The following is a 16,183-nucleotide window of genomic DNA, read 5'->3' as shown; positions in this document are numbered from 1 at the left end:
ATGACACTAATTCCTAAAAGTCATCCTCGTTTTCAGTCATTATTAATTAGAGAAAAACTGGTCAAGGGTTTTGATGACGGACTAGTAGCAAAAGAAGGACTATTAGCTCATGGTCGTGGGGAGGCATTTGATTATATTCTAGGAGAAAAAACTTTGAAGACAGCTAAAATAGCAATTAAAGCTGCAGCAGCATCAATACTATTAGCTAAGAATCCTGTTATTTCTGTAAATGGAAATGTTGCAGCATTATGCCCAAAGGAGATAGTAAGATTATCAAAAGTATCAAAAGCAAAAATTGAAGTTAATTTGTTCTATGCCAATGAGAAAAGAAAGCAAAAAATTGTAAAAATTCTCAAAAAAAATGGAGCAAAAGAAATTTTTGGTGTTTTAAAAAAGAATGCTACACGGTTAATCGGGATAGATTCTTCAAGGAGAATTGTTGATAAGAACGGTATTTTTGCTTCAGATCTAGTCATAGTACCGTTGGAAGATGGAGATAGAACTTTAGCCTTAAGGAGAGCCAAAAAGCAAGTCATTACCTTTGATCTCAATCCTCTCTCAAGAACTGCGCAAACAGCAAATATTTCAATTATTGATAATGTTGTAAGGGGAATTGTAGAACTAATTACAGAATGTGCTAGACTATCAACGAAGAAGAGTTCTGAGCTTGAAAAAATTATTAAAAATTTTGATAATAAGAAGAATTTAACACATAATGTAATTGAGATAAAGTCTAATCTTTCTAGGAGGGCAAAAAATGCATAAATCTGTTGCAGATATCATTTCAATGAAGAAATCTCGGCAAAAAATTTCTGTACTTACGAGTTATGATTTTACGTTAGCATCACTCTGCGATAGAGCTGGCATAGACATTCTGCTTGTTGGTGATAGTGCTGGAATGGTAATGCTTGGTTATGAGAATACAATACCGGTTACAATGGAACAGATGTGTTTGTTTACAGAAGCAGTAAGTAGAGCGAGAGAAAATACACTCATTGTAGCTGATTTGCCATTCATGTCATATCAGGCAAGCATCACTGATGCAATAGAAAATTCTGGAAGACTAATCAAATCAGGTGCTGATGCAGTAAAATTAGAAGGAGGAATACCGATGGCTGAAACGATTAACGAGATTGTTCAAGTAGGAATTCCAGTAATGGGACACATTGGTTTTCAGCCACAGACAACAATGTTATCAGGAGGATACAAAGTTCAAGGAAAAACAGCTGACTCTGCAATGCAATTAATTGAAGACGCAAAGGCACTGGAAGAAGCAGGAGTGTTTAGTATTGCATTAGAGATGGTAACTCAGGAGGTTGCAGAAATAATTTCTGATACCGTAAGCATTCCAACAATTGGAATTGGTTCCGGTAAAAATTGTGATGGACAAGTATTGGTTATACAGGATCTATTAGGCATGTATGATAAAATTAAACCAAAGTTTGTTAAAAAATATTTGAATTTATCAGAGGATATAGTTGATGCCATAAAAAAATACAAAACAGAAATACAAGAAGGTGTGTTTCCCGCAAAGGAAAACTGCTTTCAAATGGATGATGTAGAAATTGAAAAATTGAGGAAGAAGATTGGGAGTTAAAAAAAATAATCATCCTTCCTTAGATATAGTAGAATCCTATGGAAGAGAGTTTTCAGGAAAAAGAATTGTTCTATGTGTAGCAGGAAGTGTTGCAGCATACAAGGCAATTGAATTGGCAAGATTGTTAATGAGACATGGTGCAGATGTGACCTGTGTTACAAGTAATGCAGTTACAAAACTTGTACAGCCAGACTATTTCAAGTGGGCAACGGGAAATGAGGTAATTACAAAACTAACAGGTGAATTGGAGCATATTCGTTTAGCTGATTATAATAAGTCTGATCTAATCATAGTGTTTCCTGCAACTGCAAATACTTTGGGAAAGCTAGCAAATGGCATTGATGACACACCAATTTCCACGGTACTTACTGTTGGATTTGGTTCAAAAATTCCAATTCTAATGTGCCTTGCAATGCATGCATCAATGTATGAGAATGCTGCAGTCAAAAAAAATATCAGTTTCTTAGAAAAGAAAATTGAGTTTTTATCACCACAAATGATAGAGGGTAAGGCAAAAGCCCCAGAACCTGAAGACGTATTAGATTATGTTCTAAAACGATTTGGTCATTCATCTATACTTGACAAGAAAAAAGTTTTGATTACAGCAGGACCAACCATTGAATATATCGATCCCGTAAGAGTAATTACAAATCAAAGTACGGGAAAAACCGGAGTTTTACTTGCAAAAGAGATGCAATCAGCAGGCGCAAGGGTAACTATGGTGTATGGACCAGGAAGAGAAGCGGTGCCTGATGGCATAAAACACATTCCCGTAAAGACAACTGCTGAATTGAAAAATGCCATTCAAAGAGAGCTAAAGAAAAAGTTTGATATTGTAATTATGGCAGCTGCTGCCTCTGATTATACAGTAAAAAATCCAAGCAAATCAAAAATTAAGAGCACCAAAGAAAGTATCTCAATAAAATTAGTAAAATCGCCAAAGATTATCAATCAAATTAAAAAAATTCAGAAAGATACATTTCTGGTGGGATTCAAGGCAGAAACCAACCTATCAAAGAGTGCATTAGAGAAAGAAGCTATTAAGAAGATTCGAGAAACTGGAGCAGACATGGTTATTGCAAATGATATTGGTGCAGAGTATAGCAGAAATTCTGAAAATAATCAAGTTCTTGTAGTTAGCTCTAATGGTAAAGTTTGGTCAGGACGGCAAAAAAAAGAAAAGATTGCAAGATTCATTAGAAAACAAATTGAAAAAGAGTTCAAATCTAAATAGATTCATGATCTTAATCAAGAAATAATACTTGGTGAAGAAGATTCTATTTGCTTTGACAAAGTTTGAACCAAAAGAGTACAAAAAAAGAACCATAATAATTTGGAATGAGGTTGCACCAAGATATCATAAACGTTGGGCAAGTACCAATGCAGGACCATTCCAGAGTACACAAAAGCTAGTAACCCTAGCAGGGATCAAAAAAGGCGATCAGGTTTTGGATATTGCGTGTGGTACAGGGGTTGTAACAAAAAAAATTTCTTCTATAGTTGGAAATAGCGGAAAGATAGTAAGCTTTGATATTTCAAATAAAGCTCTAAGTATTGCAAAAAAATTTAATTCAGCAAAAAAGAATATAGAGTTTATTCAAGCAGATGCTGAAACTGTATTTCTAAAAAATCAATTTGATGTCATAACATGTCAATATGCACTATTCTTTTTTCCAAATTCCAAAAAGGCTTTGTGTAATGCAAAACGCGTTTTAAAAAAAGGTGGAATTCTTGCAGTATCTGTTCATGGTCACAATACCCCATTTTTTAGCTGCATTATAGATGCAGTGATGAAATTCATTCCTGATTATGTACCACCTGGTGCACCTAATTTGGATAGGTTTGGTTCTCAGAAAGCACTAAAAGTCGAGGTAAAAAATTCTGGTTTTTTAAATATCAAGGCCAAGACATTTGTCTTCAAGTACAGCCCAGGAAAATTTAGTGAGTATTGGAATAATTATCTAAAATATGTAGCAAAACCACTCAAAGAAAAGCTTGACAAGCTGTCTGCAAAAAAAAGAGATGAACTAAGAGAGCTTGTGAAACAAAATGTTTCACGTTACACAAAAAAGAATCAAAAGATAGTTTTTCCTTGGGAAGTTATAGTGTTAACTGCAAAAAAATAATTTTTTTATAACACTACAAGTTCTTTTGTGAACTTGTGCATTACAATTGGTTTTTTATCTACAATTAACGAGTCTTCAATTCTGACACCAAATTTGTTTGGAATGTAAATTCCTGGCTCAACAGTTATAGCCATATTTTTTGCAAGATTTGTTTTACTTCTATATGAAATCGTTGGGAGCTCATGAACATCAAGACCAATTCCATGGCCAGTGGAATGGATAAAGTATTTTCCATAATTCTTTTCATTAATGTAGTCTCGACATGCATCATCAATTGATTTACATGTGACATTTGGTTTTACAGCTTTTAATCCAAGTTCTTGTGATTCCTTGACAATTTCATACACTTCTTGTGCCTGTTTTGAAATTTTTCCCAATCCAAAAGTCCTAGTTGAATCAGAAACATAGCCCTTGTATCGTAAGGTAAGATCAACTACAATTAGATCACCGTTGGTGAATTTTCTATTAGAAACCTGCGCATGAGGCAGTGCACCATTTGGTCCACCAGCAATAATTAACGGATTAAGAGTTGATTTGTAGCCAGTATCAAACATTCCTTGCTCAATTGCATAGCCCATCAGTAATGCTTGCAGTTCTGATTCTTTTTGTCCTTCCTTAATTTTTTTTGTACATAGTTCAAACATTTCATCAATAATTCTAGACCCTTTTTTTAGAATTTTAATTTCTGTAGAATCTTTGACTAATCTGGAATTTTCAAATGGCTCAAAAGAGTGCTTGATTTTTGGAATTGATTTTTTGAGTGATTGCATTACTGAATAATTCTGGCAGTCTGTGCAAGGGGTTTTTCCTTTTACTTTCTTGACAAGTTCAGAAATTAATGCAGTTCCACGCTCAGAGGTCACTACTTTTGTATCAATAGACTCATCTTTTGCTCGACCAACTTCTAGTTCTGGAGCAATAATTGTTGTATTTCCATTTTTTTCTAAAATTCCAATTGCCTCACCCCAAAAACCTGTAAGATAAAACAAGTTTTCAGGCTCGAATGTAATGAGAGTATCACAATCAATTTTTTTTGTAAATTTGACAAGTTTAGATCGTCTATCCTTCATATTGAGAATTTTCTTTTTCATAATTTATGTATGATGCAAAGTTTGTATACAGGCTAATAATTTTATGAACAAATGGCAGATGAACCAAAAAAGAAAGTTGTTGCTTTGTTATCAGGTGGATTAGACAGTCAATTAGCTGTAAAAATGATGCAAAAAGAGGGATTTGAGGTTTCTGCAGTTGCCATTAAAACTCCATTTTGTGATTTTGATTGTGGTAGAGGTTGTGGTTTTGAGATCAGAGAAAGAGCTGATGATCTAAATGTGAATTTAAAAACAGTTTACTTGGGTGATGAATACATTGAGATGCTAAAACACCCAAAACATGGTTTTGGTGCTGGGATGAATCCTTGTATTGATTGTAGAGCAATGATGTTTGATGCTGCAAAAAAACACATGGAAGAGATTGGTGCAGAGTTTATTATTTCTGGAGAAGTTGTTGGTCAAAGACCCATGAGTCAGCATCGACCTGCATTAAAAACAATTGAAAAAGAATCTGGACTTGAAGGAAAAATTTTACGTCCGTTATCAGCAAGATTACTACCTCCTACCGATGCAGAGAAGAGTGGTTTAATCAAAAGAGAGAACTTGGGTATGATTAGAGGAAGAACAAGAAGAGCTCAATTAGATATGGCAAAAGAATTTGGAATTGAAAATCCTCCAAATGCTGGTGGAGGTTGCTTGTTAACAGATCCTGCATTTGGCTTACGTGCAAAAGATCTTTTCAATCATGTTGAAACACCAACAACTAATGATATTGATCTGTTAAAGATTGGAAGACATTTCAGATTAGATAAAAAAACAAAATTAATTGTTGGTAGAAATCACGATGAAAATAACATGATAAATGCATTAGCACTTCCAAAAGATATCGTACTTGAAGCAAAAGATCATGTTGGTCCCACATCACTGTTACGAGGAGATACATGTTCAGAGTTTAAGCAACTAGCAGCTTCTGTAACTCTTCGATATGCTGATGCATCAGATTGTGAAATTCATACTGTAAAAATTCGTCAGAACACACTAGAGTCTGAGATTACTGCAGAATCTGCAAAAGAAGAGACATACATCAAGTATAGAATCTAGGCATGAAATAATGTCTGTAATTTATCCCCACAAAGAAGAGTTTTTGAAGGAGTAGATCGCTCTTTTCAGCTAGATGCAAAAACAAGAGAGTCCAACATATCTAAAGGCCATTACAATTAGAGATCCTAGTGATGTTCATTCCATAAAAGAGGACATTAAAAAAAATATGATTTTGATTCTACGTGTTACGCCACTAGCACAGAAAGATGTTGAACAGCTACGTAAAGTGGTCGAAGAGTTGTATTCAATTGCCAAGAATTCTGGTTCAGATATTGCAAGATTAGGTGAAGAGCGAATAATTGTTGCTCCAACTAATGTAAAGATCTGGAAACCTGAATACGATCTAAAATAATTTTATTGCTTCTTGAATTTGTGGATAATGAGCAGGAACTCTAAACATTCTACGAATTGACATTGCAAGGTTTTCAGATTTTCTTCTCTCACCATGATTAACCAAAACCCTTCTAAGTTTTGGTCTCATTTTTTGTACAAATGACATTAGTTGGTTATAATCACTATGCCCACTAAATCCATCTAATTTTTCCATTCCACAGTTTATGTTAACAACTTCAACTTTTCCTTCTTTTCCCAGTAATGAAACCTGTCTTGCACCATCCAAAACACGTCTACCAAGAGTTCCATTTACTTGATATGAAACAAAAAGTATCTTGTTCTTTTTGTCAGGTGCGATATTCTTGAAGTACTCCAAGACAGGTCCTCCCTCTAGCATTCCAGATGTTGCTAAAATTATGCATGGTGAGTCTTCACGCATTGGTTCTTCTCTAGCATCAGCATGTTCTACATTGGTAAAGTATTCAGAATCAAATGGATTATCATCTGTCTCTAGAATCTTTTGTTTAAGTTCACGTGCAAGATATTCAGGATACGCTTCATGAATTGCAGAAGCTTCAGAGATCATTCCTTCGGTAAATACTGGTGCTTCAACCATCTCTCCTGATTTCATATAATGATCAATTACCATCATAATTTCTTGTGCTCTACCAACTGCCGGAATTGGAATGAGTACTTTACCACCATCAGCAAGTGTGTTGTTAACTGCATTGATGAATGCTGATTCTACTTCTTGTCTTGAAGGTTGAATGTCTTCTTTGGCTCCATAAGTGCTTTCAACCAAAAGGGTTTCTACTCTAGGAAAATTCCAATTAGCAGCTTCAAAGAGAATACTTTTTGCAAATTTAATATCTCCAGAATAAACAAAGTTATGATCCCCATTTCCAATATGAAAGTGACATAATGCAGAACCTAGAATATGCCCTGCATTTGCTAAAACGAGTTTAATGTCAGGGGAGATATCAGTGACTGTTCCATATGGAATGGTGATTGCTTGTCTCATGATTTGTTTGACATCTCTTTCACCATACATTGGAGTTCTTCCTTGAGCAGCAGCTACCTTAATTGCGTCTAGTTGGATTAAATTCATCATCGGTAGGGTGGGTTCTGTACAATAGATGGGTCCTTTGTAACCATATTTACAAAGTGCAGGTAAAAATCCAGTATGATCTAGATGTGCATGGCCTATAACTATTGCATCAAGTTCGTCAAGTGTAATATTTGCCCAATCAAGTCTTGGGAAAGATTCTGCAGGAGTAGCAGCCCCAGGATTAATTCCACAATCTATGAGAATTTTACTTTCTGTTGTTGATAGTAGCATGCAGGAACGACCAACCTGGCCAAATCCTCCAAGTGTAAGTAATGAGACTTCAGATTTTTGGGCAAGTCTTGGTCTAAAGATTTCATCTCCAATCTGTCTCAGTTGTTTTCCACGTTCTGCTGATGAGATTTTAAGATTGTAATTTATCGTTTGAATAGTGCTTGAAGGCGTAGTTGTAGCTTTACGAATTCTTAATTTCCATCCAATTTGTTCTGTAACTTCAGCGTGGTTGAATTCTTGAGCGTTTCTTTGTAAAAGCCAAGGTCTTTTTGCTTCTAATGAGACTTCACCTGTGGCTGTATCAAAAAAAGTATTTTCCAGCTTTGCATCTTTGGGAACAATTTGATTTAGGATCTTTCTTGCATCTTCTTCTGATTTACGAATAGATTCATCTGTTCTAACTACAATTCTTTTTTTGATTACATTAACAAGATTTGAGATAATTTCGTTATTTTCCATCAAATATCTAGGAGTGTTTGTATACAATGCAATACGTGGACCTTCATATTCTATTTTTGTAACATTTGCATCTTTAGGAATACTTTGCAGTATGGTAGCCATGATATTTGGGCCTGATAGTACTTCCTTTTGTTGTTGTTTTCTTTGCATTAAATCACTAAAGTGTGATGATGGCTTTCTTCTGTTCTTTTGTTAAAAGTCGGAATCCATCTTTATCGATGATGGCAACGTTGATTCCATCGCCTGTTCCGATGTTTCTTGTAATAGCTGCTTTTACTGCTCGTAGAGCTATTACCTTTGCTTCTTCCACTGTAAGATCTTCACGGTATTCTTCTTCTAACAAACCATATGCAACTGGTGAGCCACTACCAGTTGTAACATACAATTTCTTTTCAGTGGAGCCAAACATATCTATGTTAAACAAAGCTGGTCCATTATTATCATAACCACCAACTAAGATATCAGCAATGAAAGGATATCCACGGTTTTGGTGGAAAATTAAAGAGGTTAATCTAGTAAGGGATTTTATTGGAATAGGTTCTTGTTTTTGAATTCTATGTAAGCTGGCATGATATCGGAGTATGTCGGTAATATTTTGAGCATCTGCAACTCCACCGGCTAGTGTGAGTCCTGCATGATCGTCGAGTTTTTGAATCTTCATAGTATTATTGTTGGCTATGAAATATCCAGCACTAGCCCTCATATCGGCACAAAGAACTACACCATCTTTTGCTTGTATACCTACTGTGGTCGTTCCATGCAGAATTTTTTCTTCAACGTTGTTTGACAAAAAATACACCTAAGAGATACTCTAAAAGGCATCTCACCCTTTTAAATAACTTTTTGTTCCTCAAATGATAAATAATGACAAAAAATCAAGATTCCATGCCTTCCCATACTATGGAACTGCCTAGACAGATTGTTGTAGGCGAAGGAAACATCAATGAAATTGGTAATTTCTTTAAGGGACTAGATAAGCCAAGGAAGGTTTCTCTGATTTCAGGCTCAAATGTCAGAAAAGTAGTACAAAAAAAAATTGAGCGATCATTGGAATCTGCAAAGATTCGTTATGCATGGCATGTTGCAAATAGTAATGAGATTTCAAATCTAAAAATCCTACAAAAGGAGGTTAAGCAAGATAAAAGCAGTCTAATTGTTGGAATTGGTGGAGGTAGAGCTGTTGATGCAGCTAAGATGGTGGGTTTTGATCTCAAAAAGCCATTTGTGAGCGTTCCTACTGCTGCGTCACATGATGGCATTGCAAGTCCATTTGTCTCAATAAAAGGAGACAAGCCCCATTCAATTGTGGCAACAGCTCCTTTAGGGGTATTTGTAGACATTGAAATTATCAAAAGCGCTCCTAAACGACTTTTGGCTAGCGGATGTGGAGATCTTATTGCAAATATCATTGCTGTAAAAGACTGGAAGCTTGGACGTGATAAAACAGGAGAATATTACGGAAGATATGCAGCCGACTTGGCATTAATGAGTGCAAATATCGTAATGGAGAATTCCTCAACATTTGCAAAAAATGGTGTTGATGTAAGGGTAATCGTTGAAGCCTTGATCAGTGCAGGAGTTGCATCATGTATTGCAGGGAGTAGTAGGCCATGTTCAGGAGCTGAGCATTTGTTTTCTCATGCATTAGACAAACTAGCACCAGGAGTAGGGCTACATGGAGAAAAATGTGGGATTGGTTCAATAATGATGGCAAAACTGCAAGGACAGGATTGGAAAAACATTGCACAGACTCTAAAGAATGTCGGAGCGCCTACAACAGCAAAGCAAATAGGATTAGATGAGGATGTTCTTGCAGAAGCAATAGTCATAGCACAAGATCTAAGACCTGAGCGGTATACAATTCTAAAAGAGAAATCAATGACTAAAAAGAAGGCAATCTCGCTAGCAAAAAGTACTAACGTAATTTAATTTGTTTTTGGACTAACAGGTTTTTCCTGTTTTTCTGTGTCTGATTCATTTTTATCTTGTTTTTTAGATTGTTTGTTTACGTGTGTTTCAATATAGTTAATTTTCTCAAGATTAGGTATGAATTTGAACAAATCCACTTGGATGAAATGTTTCATGATTTGTAGTCCATCGGCTCGGAAAATTTCTTCTGGAATTGTTATATCTAGCACGTTTGCATTTTTCTTAAAGGAAAGTTTTGAATCTTCAACTGGCATATGTCGTTTTAGTATACCTGAAATTTTATCTTCATCAGTATCTAATGACTTTACCACATTAACATCATAAAGGATTGTTTTTCCAGCATATCTGTGATTGAAATCAACTTGAACTCTTCCGGAACCAATGAATCTAATGATTCCTCGTTTATCATCAATTTCAATTGAATCTCCAACTGATACCTTGTCTGCATCTTCACCTAATTTTCTTAATGGAATCATTCTAACTTTTCCAGAATCTCTTGCACCAAATCCTTTTTCAGGTGAAACTTCTACAGTTAATTTATCTCCAACTTTTGTATTTGCAAGTGCTTCATCTAATCCTTTTAGAACCCATGACTCTCCAACAGAAACTAATTTTGGTTGATATTTTACATTTGGCTCATGAATTGAATGCTTCTTAGCTTCTTCTTCAATTGTTGTCTCAAAAACATCCTGAGAATCTTTCACTTTAGCTGAATAATCAACTAAGATTAGTGAACCCTTACTGAAAGTCAATGAGATCGATCTCGAATTTCCTTATATTAAGTTAACATGAAATTTTAGAGTGACTTTAGTTTTTCTTCAGCAGCTTTGAGTCCTGCTTGAGTATCAGTCTCATATCCCATCATTGCTAATGCAGAAGATATTGATGAGATAGTTCTCATTACATGATAGCGATTTACTTCTCCCATGCATCCAACTCTGAAAACTTTGCCTTTTAGATTTCCAAATCCGCCAGCGACTAAAACTCTGAATTTGTTTGCTAATGTGTTTCTGAATGTTTTGTCTTCTAATCCATCAAGATAATTTAATGCAATCACAACAGTAGAACGAGCATCTTCTTTTGCAAATGGAGTTAAACCAATTGCATTAAGACCAGAATACAATGCTTGTGAGCAAGTTCTATGACGTTTAACTCTGGCATCCATTCCTTCTTCTAAAATTATGTCCATTGCTTCATTGTATGCATAAAGTAAAGGTAAAGCTGGAGTAAATGGAGTATGTTTTGCTTCTTCATAATATTTGAAATACCTAGGTAAATTGAAGTACATTGTATTTGGCGGATTAGCATTCATGTATTTTTTGGTTCTTTCATTAACACAGATTGGAGAAATTCCTGGAGGAGCTGCAAATGCTTTTTGTGCTCCAGTCATTGCTATATCTACACCCCACTTATCCATGTGGAATTCTTCTCCGCCTACAATTGATACTCCATCAACCACATAATACGAATCGTTTCTTGCAGTAAGATCTTTTACTTTATCGAGATAATTTAGCATTGTGCCAGTAGATGTTTCGTTCCAAACACAATAGAATGCCTTTACGTCTTTATTATTATCAAATGCCTCTTTTACTTTATCAAAACTTGCATTCTCACCAGGTGGAGACTCAAGCTTGATAACTTCAGCTCCTGCCCATGATAACATTTGAGATAATCTACCACTGAATTCACCATTTACAGGAATGATTACCTTATCACCCTTTTTGATTAAATTAACAACACTTGCTTCTACTGCACCAGTTCCAGAGGCAGATAAACAAACTGCCTCACCATTTGTCTCAAAAACTTTCTTTGTTTTTTCAACACATGGCTCATACAGTTTAACAAAATCATCACTTCGATGGTTAATCATGTAAGTATACATAGCACGTGTCACTCTTTCTGGCACGTTTGTTGGTCCAGGTAACATTACAAGATATTCCAAATAATTCCCTGTAAGCAATCTTTGCGGGGATTATTTATAATTAAAGACTAGACAGTCGATCTTTTACCTTTATTTCATCAAGGATTTTTTGTGTTCCAGATGGAACTAGTTCTTTCCAGTTTTGATTGGTTCTAATTTTTTCCCTAATTTTTGTACCGCTGAACTTTTCTCTCTTAATAAATGGGATTTCTGAAGTCAAGATTCCATGCCTATGGTACATCTTTCTTGTCATTTCGTCATTAGAAAATACAATGTCAAAGTGAGGAACAGTTTTTTCAATATTTTCCATCCATTTTTGATGATTATCAAAATCAGGAATGTCAAAGATCTGAATTTTTGAGAAATTTTTTTCATCAATAGATTGTTGAATCATCTTTCGTCTCTCATCAGCAAGAAAGGGGTTTTCTTTTCCAATGGGTTTGTTAGAGCTTCCAATACCTAACCATAATTTATCAACTTTTGATAATGCAAAATTTATTGCTTCAAGATGACCCAAATGAAATGGTTGGAATCTTCCAATTAGTAATCCATTCACGATTGCATTTGAGGTGAATTGTTTAAAAAACTATCATTATGGATAATATTGTAAAGTATGGATTTTTTTGAGATAGATGGTTCGTATGGTGAAGGTGGAGGACAGATACTTCGTAGTGCAATATCGTTATCATGTATAACGCAGAAACCAATTCAGATTAACAACATTAGAGCAAAGCGAAAAACTCCAGGATTGAGCGCACAACATTTGACTTCAATTAGAATATTAGCAAAAATTTGTAATGCAGAAGTTCATGGATTAGAAATTGGTTCGACTTGTATAAAATTTGTACCGGGTCTAATTCAGGATCAGAAAATTATAGAAAATGTTGGTACTGCTGGAAGTATATCATTAATTTCACAAGTACTGATACCTGTAGTTTCTTTATCAAGAAAAAATCTTGAATTAAAGATTATAGGAGGAACTGACGTATCTTGGAGTCCAACAATAGACTACACAAAAATTGTTTTGCAAGAAGCTTATAGTAGATTTGGGATATCTTTTTCTTTGGATGTAGAACGGAGAGGGTATTATCCTAAAGGAAATGGAATTGTAAATCTAAATGTTTTACCTACAAAAAAATTAAGCACCATATCATTTACTAAAAGAGAAACTAGAGAAGCAGACATTCATTGTACTTATTCAAAAATTCCTAGCAACATTATTGAAACAGAAGTAAAAAAAATTTCTAAAAATTTGGAAAAAGCAAATTTTGTTACTCAATTAAAGATAAGAAATGAAGATGCGTTTGACAAGGGGGCAAGCATTTTGATCTCTAGTAAGGATGCAAAATCGATAATTGGAATAGATGGATTACTCAATGTAAAAAATTTCAAATTTTCAGATATTTCTAAGAGTTTTATTGAATGCAATCTAGGAATAGATTCTCACCTTGCAGATATGATAGTTATCCCTGCAGCGTTGGTAGATGGCATTTCAGTATTTAGGGTAAATTCTATCACAAAACATTTGGAGACAAATCTGTATGTTACATCAAAGATTACAGGTTGTAAGTATGGAATTGGGAGAATTGATGGTGGATTTGAGATAAGAGTTGAGGGGGCTTCAGGCTCCAGAATCTAACAGTGCTGCAAAAAATAAAATTGCAACCGAGATTACTACTGTTACCTCACCTAAAATGATGATTTTTTTTCTTAATGTTTGAATTTGTTGCGGAGATAGTTTTTTTGATAAGATTTTTTCTTCTACGTCTTTTCGAATAATTCTAACATGTATTGCAAATGTCACTAAAAGCAGAATTACCAAAAAAATTTTGATTAATAAGAAATTTCCATAACTGGTAGAAAATAATAATTGATAAGAATTGGCTGTAAGAAAATTATGGGACGAGTATATTCCAGTTGCAATTAGTAAAATTAATGATGGAATTGCAATTCGATTAAATCTCCTTCCAACAGTAATCATCATTTGTAGTCTCTCTTCAAGTGACATTGATGATTTTTTTAACACTGGTGCTAACACAACACCGATGAAAAGAGAGCCTCCTACCCAGATTGCAGCAGATACAAGGTGTATCCAAGTGATAATTGTTTGTTCAAGAGGCATATCGTACATACCATCAAATACATTTTAGGTATTTGGTTTTTGATAACGTTTTTTAGTTGTCCAAAATTTGATACAATAACTTGGGACTACAAAGTAAGATGACTGTCTATGCAGCCATTGCTGGATTGCTTGCAATGATGGGCGGTTTTGTGTTTTATGCAAGTCTTGATAATCCAGAATTGGACAAAATAGAAATCGATTTGTTTGATGTACAAGTGATTGATGTAAATAATATTGATAATCGGGCAACATTAGAGGTTATGTTTCTTGTAAAGAATCCAAGTGAAAAGACGTTTACCATTCCAAGTATCAGTTACGATCTATATGCAGATGGGGTTCTAATTGGGTCTGGACAGTATTCAACAGAAGATGTTGCAATGCCTGGACGAGCAGCGTTCTATCCTGGTGCCGAGATTCCGTTAAAGAATATGTTTTACCTTACATTAACTGAACAAAATGCACAGCAATACAATGCCATAGTTAATGGTGAAGAATTAGATTTTAGCGTAAACGGAATGGTTGTTGTAGAATCGGCTTGGAGCCTTATCGAGAAAGAGTTCAAGTCAAACTAAAAATTTTAAAAAATGGGCCGAGAGAGATTCGAACTCACGATCACCGCCGTGTCGAGGCGGTATCCTAACCAGCTAGACTACCGGCCCACTAAACTAGAAAGCTCCCTGCAGACATTATTAACGTTTAACAAAAGGAAGAATCAGTATCCTAATAGATGAACGATGAATTTTCCAATGAAGAAAAAGATGGTCTTTACAAGGCGATCTTTTCAAGAAGAGATGTTCGTTCCAGATTTACTTCAAAAGCTATTGATGAAGAAATTCTAACAAGAATTTTGAATGCTGCTCATCATGCGCCATCGGTAGGATTTTCACAACCTTGGAATTTTATTTTGATTAAAGACGATCAGACTAAAAAAATGGTTAAAGAATCATTTGATGAGGAAAGAGAAAGAACTTCTCAGTTAATTGATGATCCTAAACGCTCAAAATATCTTTCATTAAAACTTGAGGGGATCATAGAATCTCCTGTAAACATTTGTGTCACTTATGATCCATCTAGATTTGGTCCATTTGTAATTGGTCGTTCCAGTATTCCAGAAACTGGGATATACAGCGTATGTTGTGCAGTTCAAAATTTATGGTTAGCCGCTAGAACTGAAGGTATTGGTTTAGGTTGGGTAAGCATTCTTTCTAATAATGTACTCAAAGAAGCATTAGATCTTCCTGAACACGTAATTCCAGTGGCTTACCTGTGTTTAGGTTACGTAGAAGAATTCTCTTCAAAACCAGATCTTGAGACTGCAGGATGGTTACCGAGATTAGATCTAAAGGATGTTGTATTTTATGAGAAATGGGAAGGAAAAGAAAATTCTGATTGGAACAAAATTGAGAGATTAATCAAGGCAAATCTTGATTACGCTTAAATAATTACGTACATTTTTTTTGCTGGGCTTGTGGCGCAGAGTCTTAATGACGCGAAACATGGATAGCGCGGTAGCCTCCTAAGTTACAGGTCGAGGGATCGAAGCCCTCCGAGCCCGCTTTAATTTTAATTTAAATATAATTCAAAATCAGAGTCATTATGAAAATTGTTGTAATTTCTGGCAGTCCTAGAAAGAATGCGGTCACTCAAGTGATGATGAAATTTGTTTTTGATTATGTAAAAACAAAAAATCACGATGTTAAATTCATCAATCTATCTGAAGGAAAAATTGATTATTACAGAGGTCCAGATGTAGAATATAATGAAACAACAAAACAAGCTGCAAAAGACATTACTGAAGCAGATGTTTGGTTAATTGGATCACCAATTTACAATTCATTTTTCAGTGCAGCGTTAAAAAATCTATTTGAATTTATCAATTATAGATCCACTGCAGGAAAAGTTTCGGGTCTAGCAATTTTAGCATCTGGAAATATTGGTTTTACAGATGTACAGACAGTATTAACACAGTTAATGTCTTATTTTAGAGTTATAACTAATCCAAAAGCTGTGTATATGACTGCAGATATGTTTGGTGAAAACAAGATTATTGATTCAGTCAATGAAACAAGATTAAAAGAATTAGTTGATGAAACACTTGCTTTGGCAAATAAAGTCATTGCAAAAAAGGATTAGAGATGAATAATTACACTAGAGAAGATACGAACCAATTATGTGAATGCAAATGTCATTTTGGCGGGGCTGTA

18 protein-coding genes and 2 tRNA genes are annotated in these 16,183 nt (G+C 34.9%); 12 read left to right on the top strand and 8 right to left on the bottom strand.

What is annotated here, in order from left to right; all coding sequences use genetic code 11:
* The 4 genes from C6988_RS05190 to C6988_RS05175 are packed head-to-tail and all read left to right on the top strand — an operon-like array spanning position 1 to position 3,723.
* Positions 1-765 carry a phosphopantothenate/pantothenate synthetase gene (locus C6988_RS05190; RefSeq protein ID WP_182134000.1) on the top strand — a complete coding sequence of 255 codons (765 nt, stop codon included), beginning with the start codon at positions 1-3 and terminating at the stop codon, positions 763-765.
* Positions 758-1,597 (top strand): 3-methyl-2-oxobutanoate hydroxymethyltransferase, encoded by an 840-nt coding sequence (gene panB, locus C6988_RS05185; RefSeq protein WP_182133999.1) that lies wholly within the window; start codon positions 758-760, stop codon positions 1,595-1,597. Before C6988_RS05190 ends, panB begins: the two co-directional genes overlap by 8 nt.
* On the top strand, positions 1,587-2,831 hold the full coding sequence (gene coaBC / locus C6988_RS05180; RefSeq protein WP_182133998.1) for a bifunctional phosphopantothenoylcysteine decarboxylase/phosphopantothenate--cysteine ligase CoaBC: 1,245 nt from the start codon (positions 1,587-1,589) through the stop codon (positions 2,829-2,831). The genes panB and coaBC overlap by 11 nt, the downstream gene beginning before the upstream one ends.
* Before the next feature lie 31 nt (positions 2,832-2,862).
* Positions 2,863-3,723, top strand: coding sequence for a class I SAM-dependent methyltransferase (locus C6988_RS05175; RefSeq protein WP_255464258.1), 861 nt, complete (start codon positions 2,863-2,865; stop codon positions 3,721-3,723).
* Between the two features lie 5 nt (positions 3,724-3,728).
* Here C6988_RS05175 and C6988_RS05170 read toward each other — a convergent pair whose 3' ends face one another.
* Positions 3,729-4,793, bottom strand: coding sequence for a M24 family metallopeptidase (locus C6988_RS05170; RefSeq protein ID WP_182133997.1), 1,065 nt, complete (start codon positions 4,791-4,793; stop codon positions 3,729-3,731).
* 72 nt (positions 4,794-4,865) lie between these two features.
* Here C6988_RS05170 and C6988_RS05165 point away from each other — a divergent pair, with 72 nt between their 5' ends.
* Together C6988_RS05165 and sepF are read left to right on the top strand one after the other, a co-directional pair.
* Complete coding sequence (locus C6988_RS05165; protein WP_182133996.1) at positions 4,866-5,876, top strand: tRNA (5-methylaminomethyl-2-thiouridylate)-methyltransferase; 1,011 nt, start codon at positions 4,866-4,868, stop codon at positions 5,874-5,876.
* 73 nt (positions 5,877-5,949) lie between these two features.
* Complete coding sequence (gene sepF / locus C6988_RS05160) at positions 5,950-6,228, top strand: cell division protein SepF (protein WP_182133995.1); 279 nt, start codon at positions 5,950-5,952, stop codon at positions 6,226-6,228.
* Here the strand turns inward: sepF and C6988_RS05155 are convergent.
* Together C6988_RS05155 and psmB are read right to left on the bottom strand one after the other, a co-directional pair.
* A complete protein-coding gene (locus tag C6988_RS05155) occupies positions 6,220-8,157 on the bottom strand; it encodes a beta-CASP ribonuclease aCPSF1 (RefSeq protein WP_182133994.1) in 1,938 nt (645 codons plus the stop codon). The two genes, sepF and C6988_RS05155, sit on opposite strands and share 9 nt — an antisense overlap.
* Before the next feature lie 7 nt (positions 8,158-8,164).
* The gene (psmB, locus tag C6988_RS05150) at positions 8,165-8,806 is read right to left on the bottom strand and encodes an archaeal proteasome endopeptidase complex subunit beta (protein ID WP_255464257.1); all 642 of its coding nucleotides are present in this window, start codon (positions 8,804-8,806) and stop codon (positions 8,165-8,167) included.
* 65 nt (positions 8,807-8,871) lie between these two features.
* Between psmB and C6988_RS05145 the strand changes: the two genes are divergently transcribed.
* A complete protein-coding gene (locus C6988_RS05145; protein WP_182133992.1) occupies positions 8,872-9,936 on the top strand; it encodes an NAD(P)-dependent glycerol-1-phosphate dehydrogenase in 1,065 nt (354 codons plus the stop codon).
* Here C6988_RS05145 and C6988_RS05140 read toward each other — a convergent pair.
* Genes C6988_RS05140 through C6988_RS05130 form a run of 3 tightly spaced genes read right to left on the bottom strand, consistent with a single transcriptional unit; the run spans position 9,933 to position 12,413 of the window.
* Complete coding sequence (locus C6988_RS05140; RefSeq protein ID WP_182133991.1) at positions 9,933-10,688, bottom strand: peptidylprolyl isomerase; 756 nt, start codon at positions 10,686-10,688, stop codon at positions 9,933-9,935. The two genes, C6988_RS05145 and C6988_RS05140, sit on opposite strands and share 4 nt — an antisense overlap.
* A gap of 44 nt (positions 10,689-10,732) precedes the next feature.
* Complete coding sequence (locus tag C6988_RS05135) at positions 10,733-11,878, bottom strand: pyridoxal-phosphate-dependent aminotransferase family protein (RefSeq protein WP_220463410.1); 1,146 nt, start codon at positions 11,876-11,878, stop codon at positions 10,733-10,735.
* Between the two features lie 40 nt (positions 11,879-11,918).
* On the bottom strand, positions 11,919-12,413 hold the full coding sequence (locus C6988_RS05130; protein ID WP_182133990.1) for a nicotinamide-nucleotide adenylyltransferase: 495 nt from the start codon (positions 12,411-12,413) through the stop codon (positions 11,919-11,921).
* Between the two features lie 57 nt (positions 12,414-12,470).
* Between C6988_RS05130 and rtcA the strand changes: the two genes are divergently transcribed.
* A complete protein-coding gene (gene rtcA, locus C6988_RS05125) occupies positions 12,471-13,496 on the top strand; it encodes an RNA 3'-terminal phosphate cyclase (RefSeq protein ID WP_182133989.1) in 1,026 nt (341 codons plus the stop codon).
* Here the strand turns inward: rtcA and C6988_RS05120 are convergent.
* Positions 13,479-13,979 (bottom strand): DUF4149 domain-containing protein, encoded by a 501-nt coding sequence (locus C6988_RS05120; RefSeq protein WP_182133988.1) that lies wholly within the window; start codon positions 13,977-13,979, stop codon positions 13,479-13,481. The genes rtcA and C6988_RS05120 overlap by 18 nt on opposite strands.
* A gap of 80 nt (positions 13,980-14,059) precedes the next feature.
* On the opposite strand from C6988_RS05120, the gene C6988_RS05115 reads away from it, so the two are divergent.
* Positions 14,060-14,551, top strand: coding sequence for a hypothetical protein (locus C6988_RS05115; protein WP_342752365.1), 492 nt, complete (start codon positions 14,060-14,062; stop codon positions 14,549-14,551).
* 13 nt (positions 14,552-14,564) lie between these two features.
* On the opposite strand, the gene C6988_RS05110 is transcribed toward C6988_RS05115, so the two are convergent.
* A tRNA-Val gene (locus C6988_RS05110) sits at positions 14,565-14,638 on the bottom strand.
* Positions 14,639-14,706: 68 nt separating this feature from the next.
* Between C6988_RS05110 and bluB the strand changes: the two genes are divergently transcribed.
* The 3 genes from bluB (at position 14,707) to C6988_RS05095 (ending at position 16,112) form a co-directional block, all read left to right on the top strand.
* Positions 14,707-15,417 carry a 5,6-dimethylbenzimidazole synthase gene (bluB, locus tag C6988_RS05105; RefSeq protein WP_182133987.1) on the top strand — a complete coding sequence of 237 codons (711 nt, stop codon included), beginning with the start codon at positions 14,707-14,709 and terminating at the stop codon, positions 15,415-15,417.
* A 24-nt stretch (positions 15,418-15,441) separates the two neighbouring features.
* Positions 15,442-15,534, top strand: a tRNA-Arg gene (locus C6988_RS05100).
* A 41-nt stretch (positions 15,535-15,575) separates the two neighbouring features.
* On the top strand, positions 15,576-16,112 hold the full coding sequence (locus C6988_RS05095; RefSeq protein ID WP_182133986.1) for an NADPH-dependent FMN reductase: 537 nt from the start codon (positions 15,576-15,578) through the stop codon (positions 16,110-16,112).
* Positions 16,113-16,183: the final 71 nt, after the last annotated feature.

This window comes from Nitrosopumilus sp. b1, from assembly GCF_014078545.1.
Lineage (GTDB): Archaea > Thermoproteota > Nitrososphaeria > Nitrososphaerales > Nitrosopumilaceae > PXYB01.
This window is presented reverse-complemented; position numbering and strand designations above follow the sequence as displayed.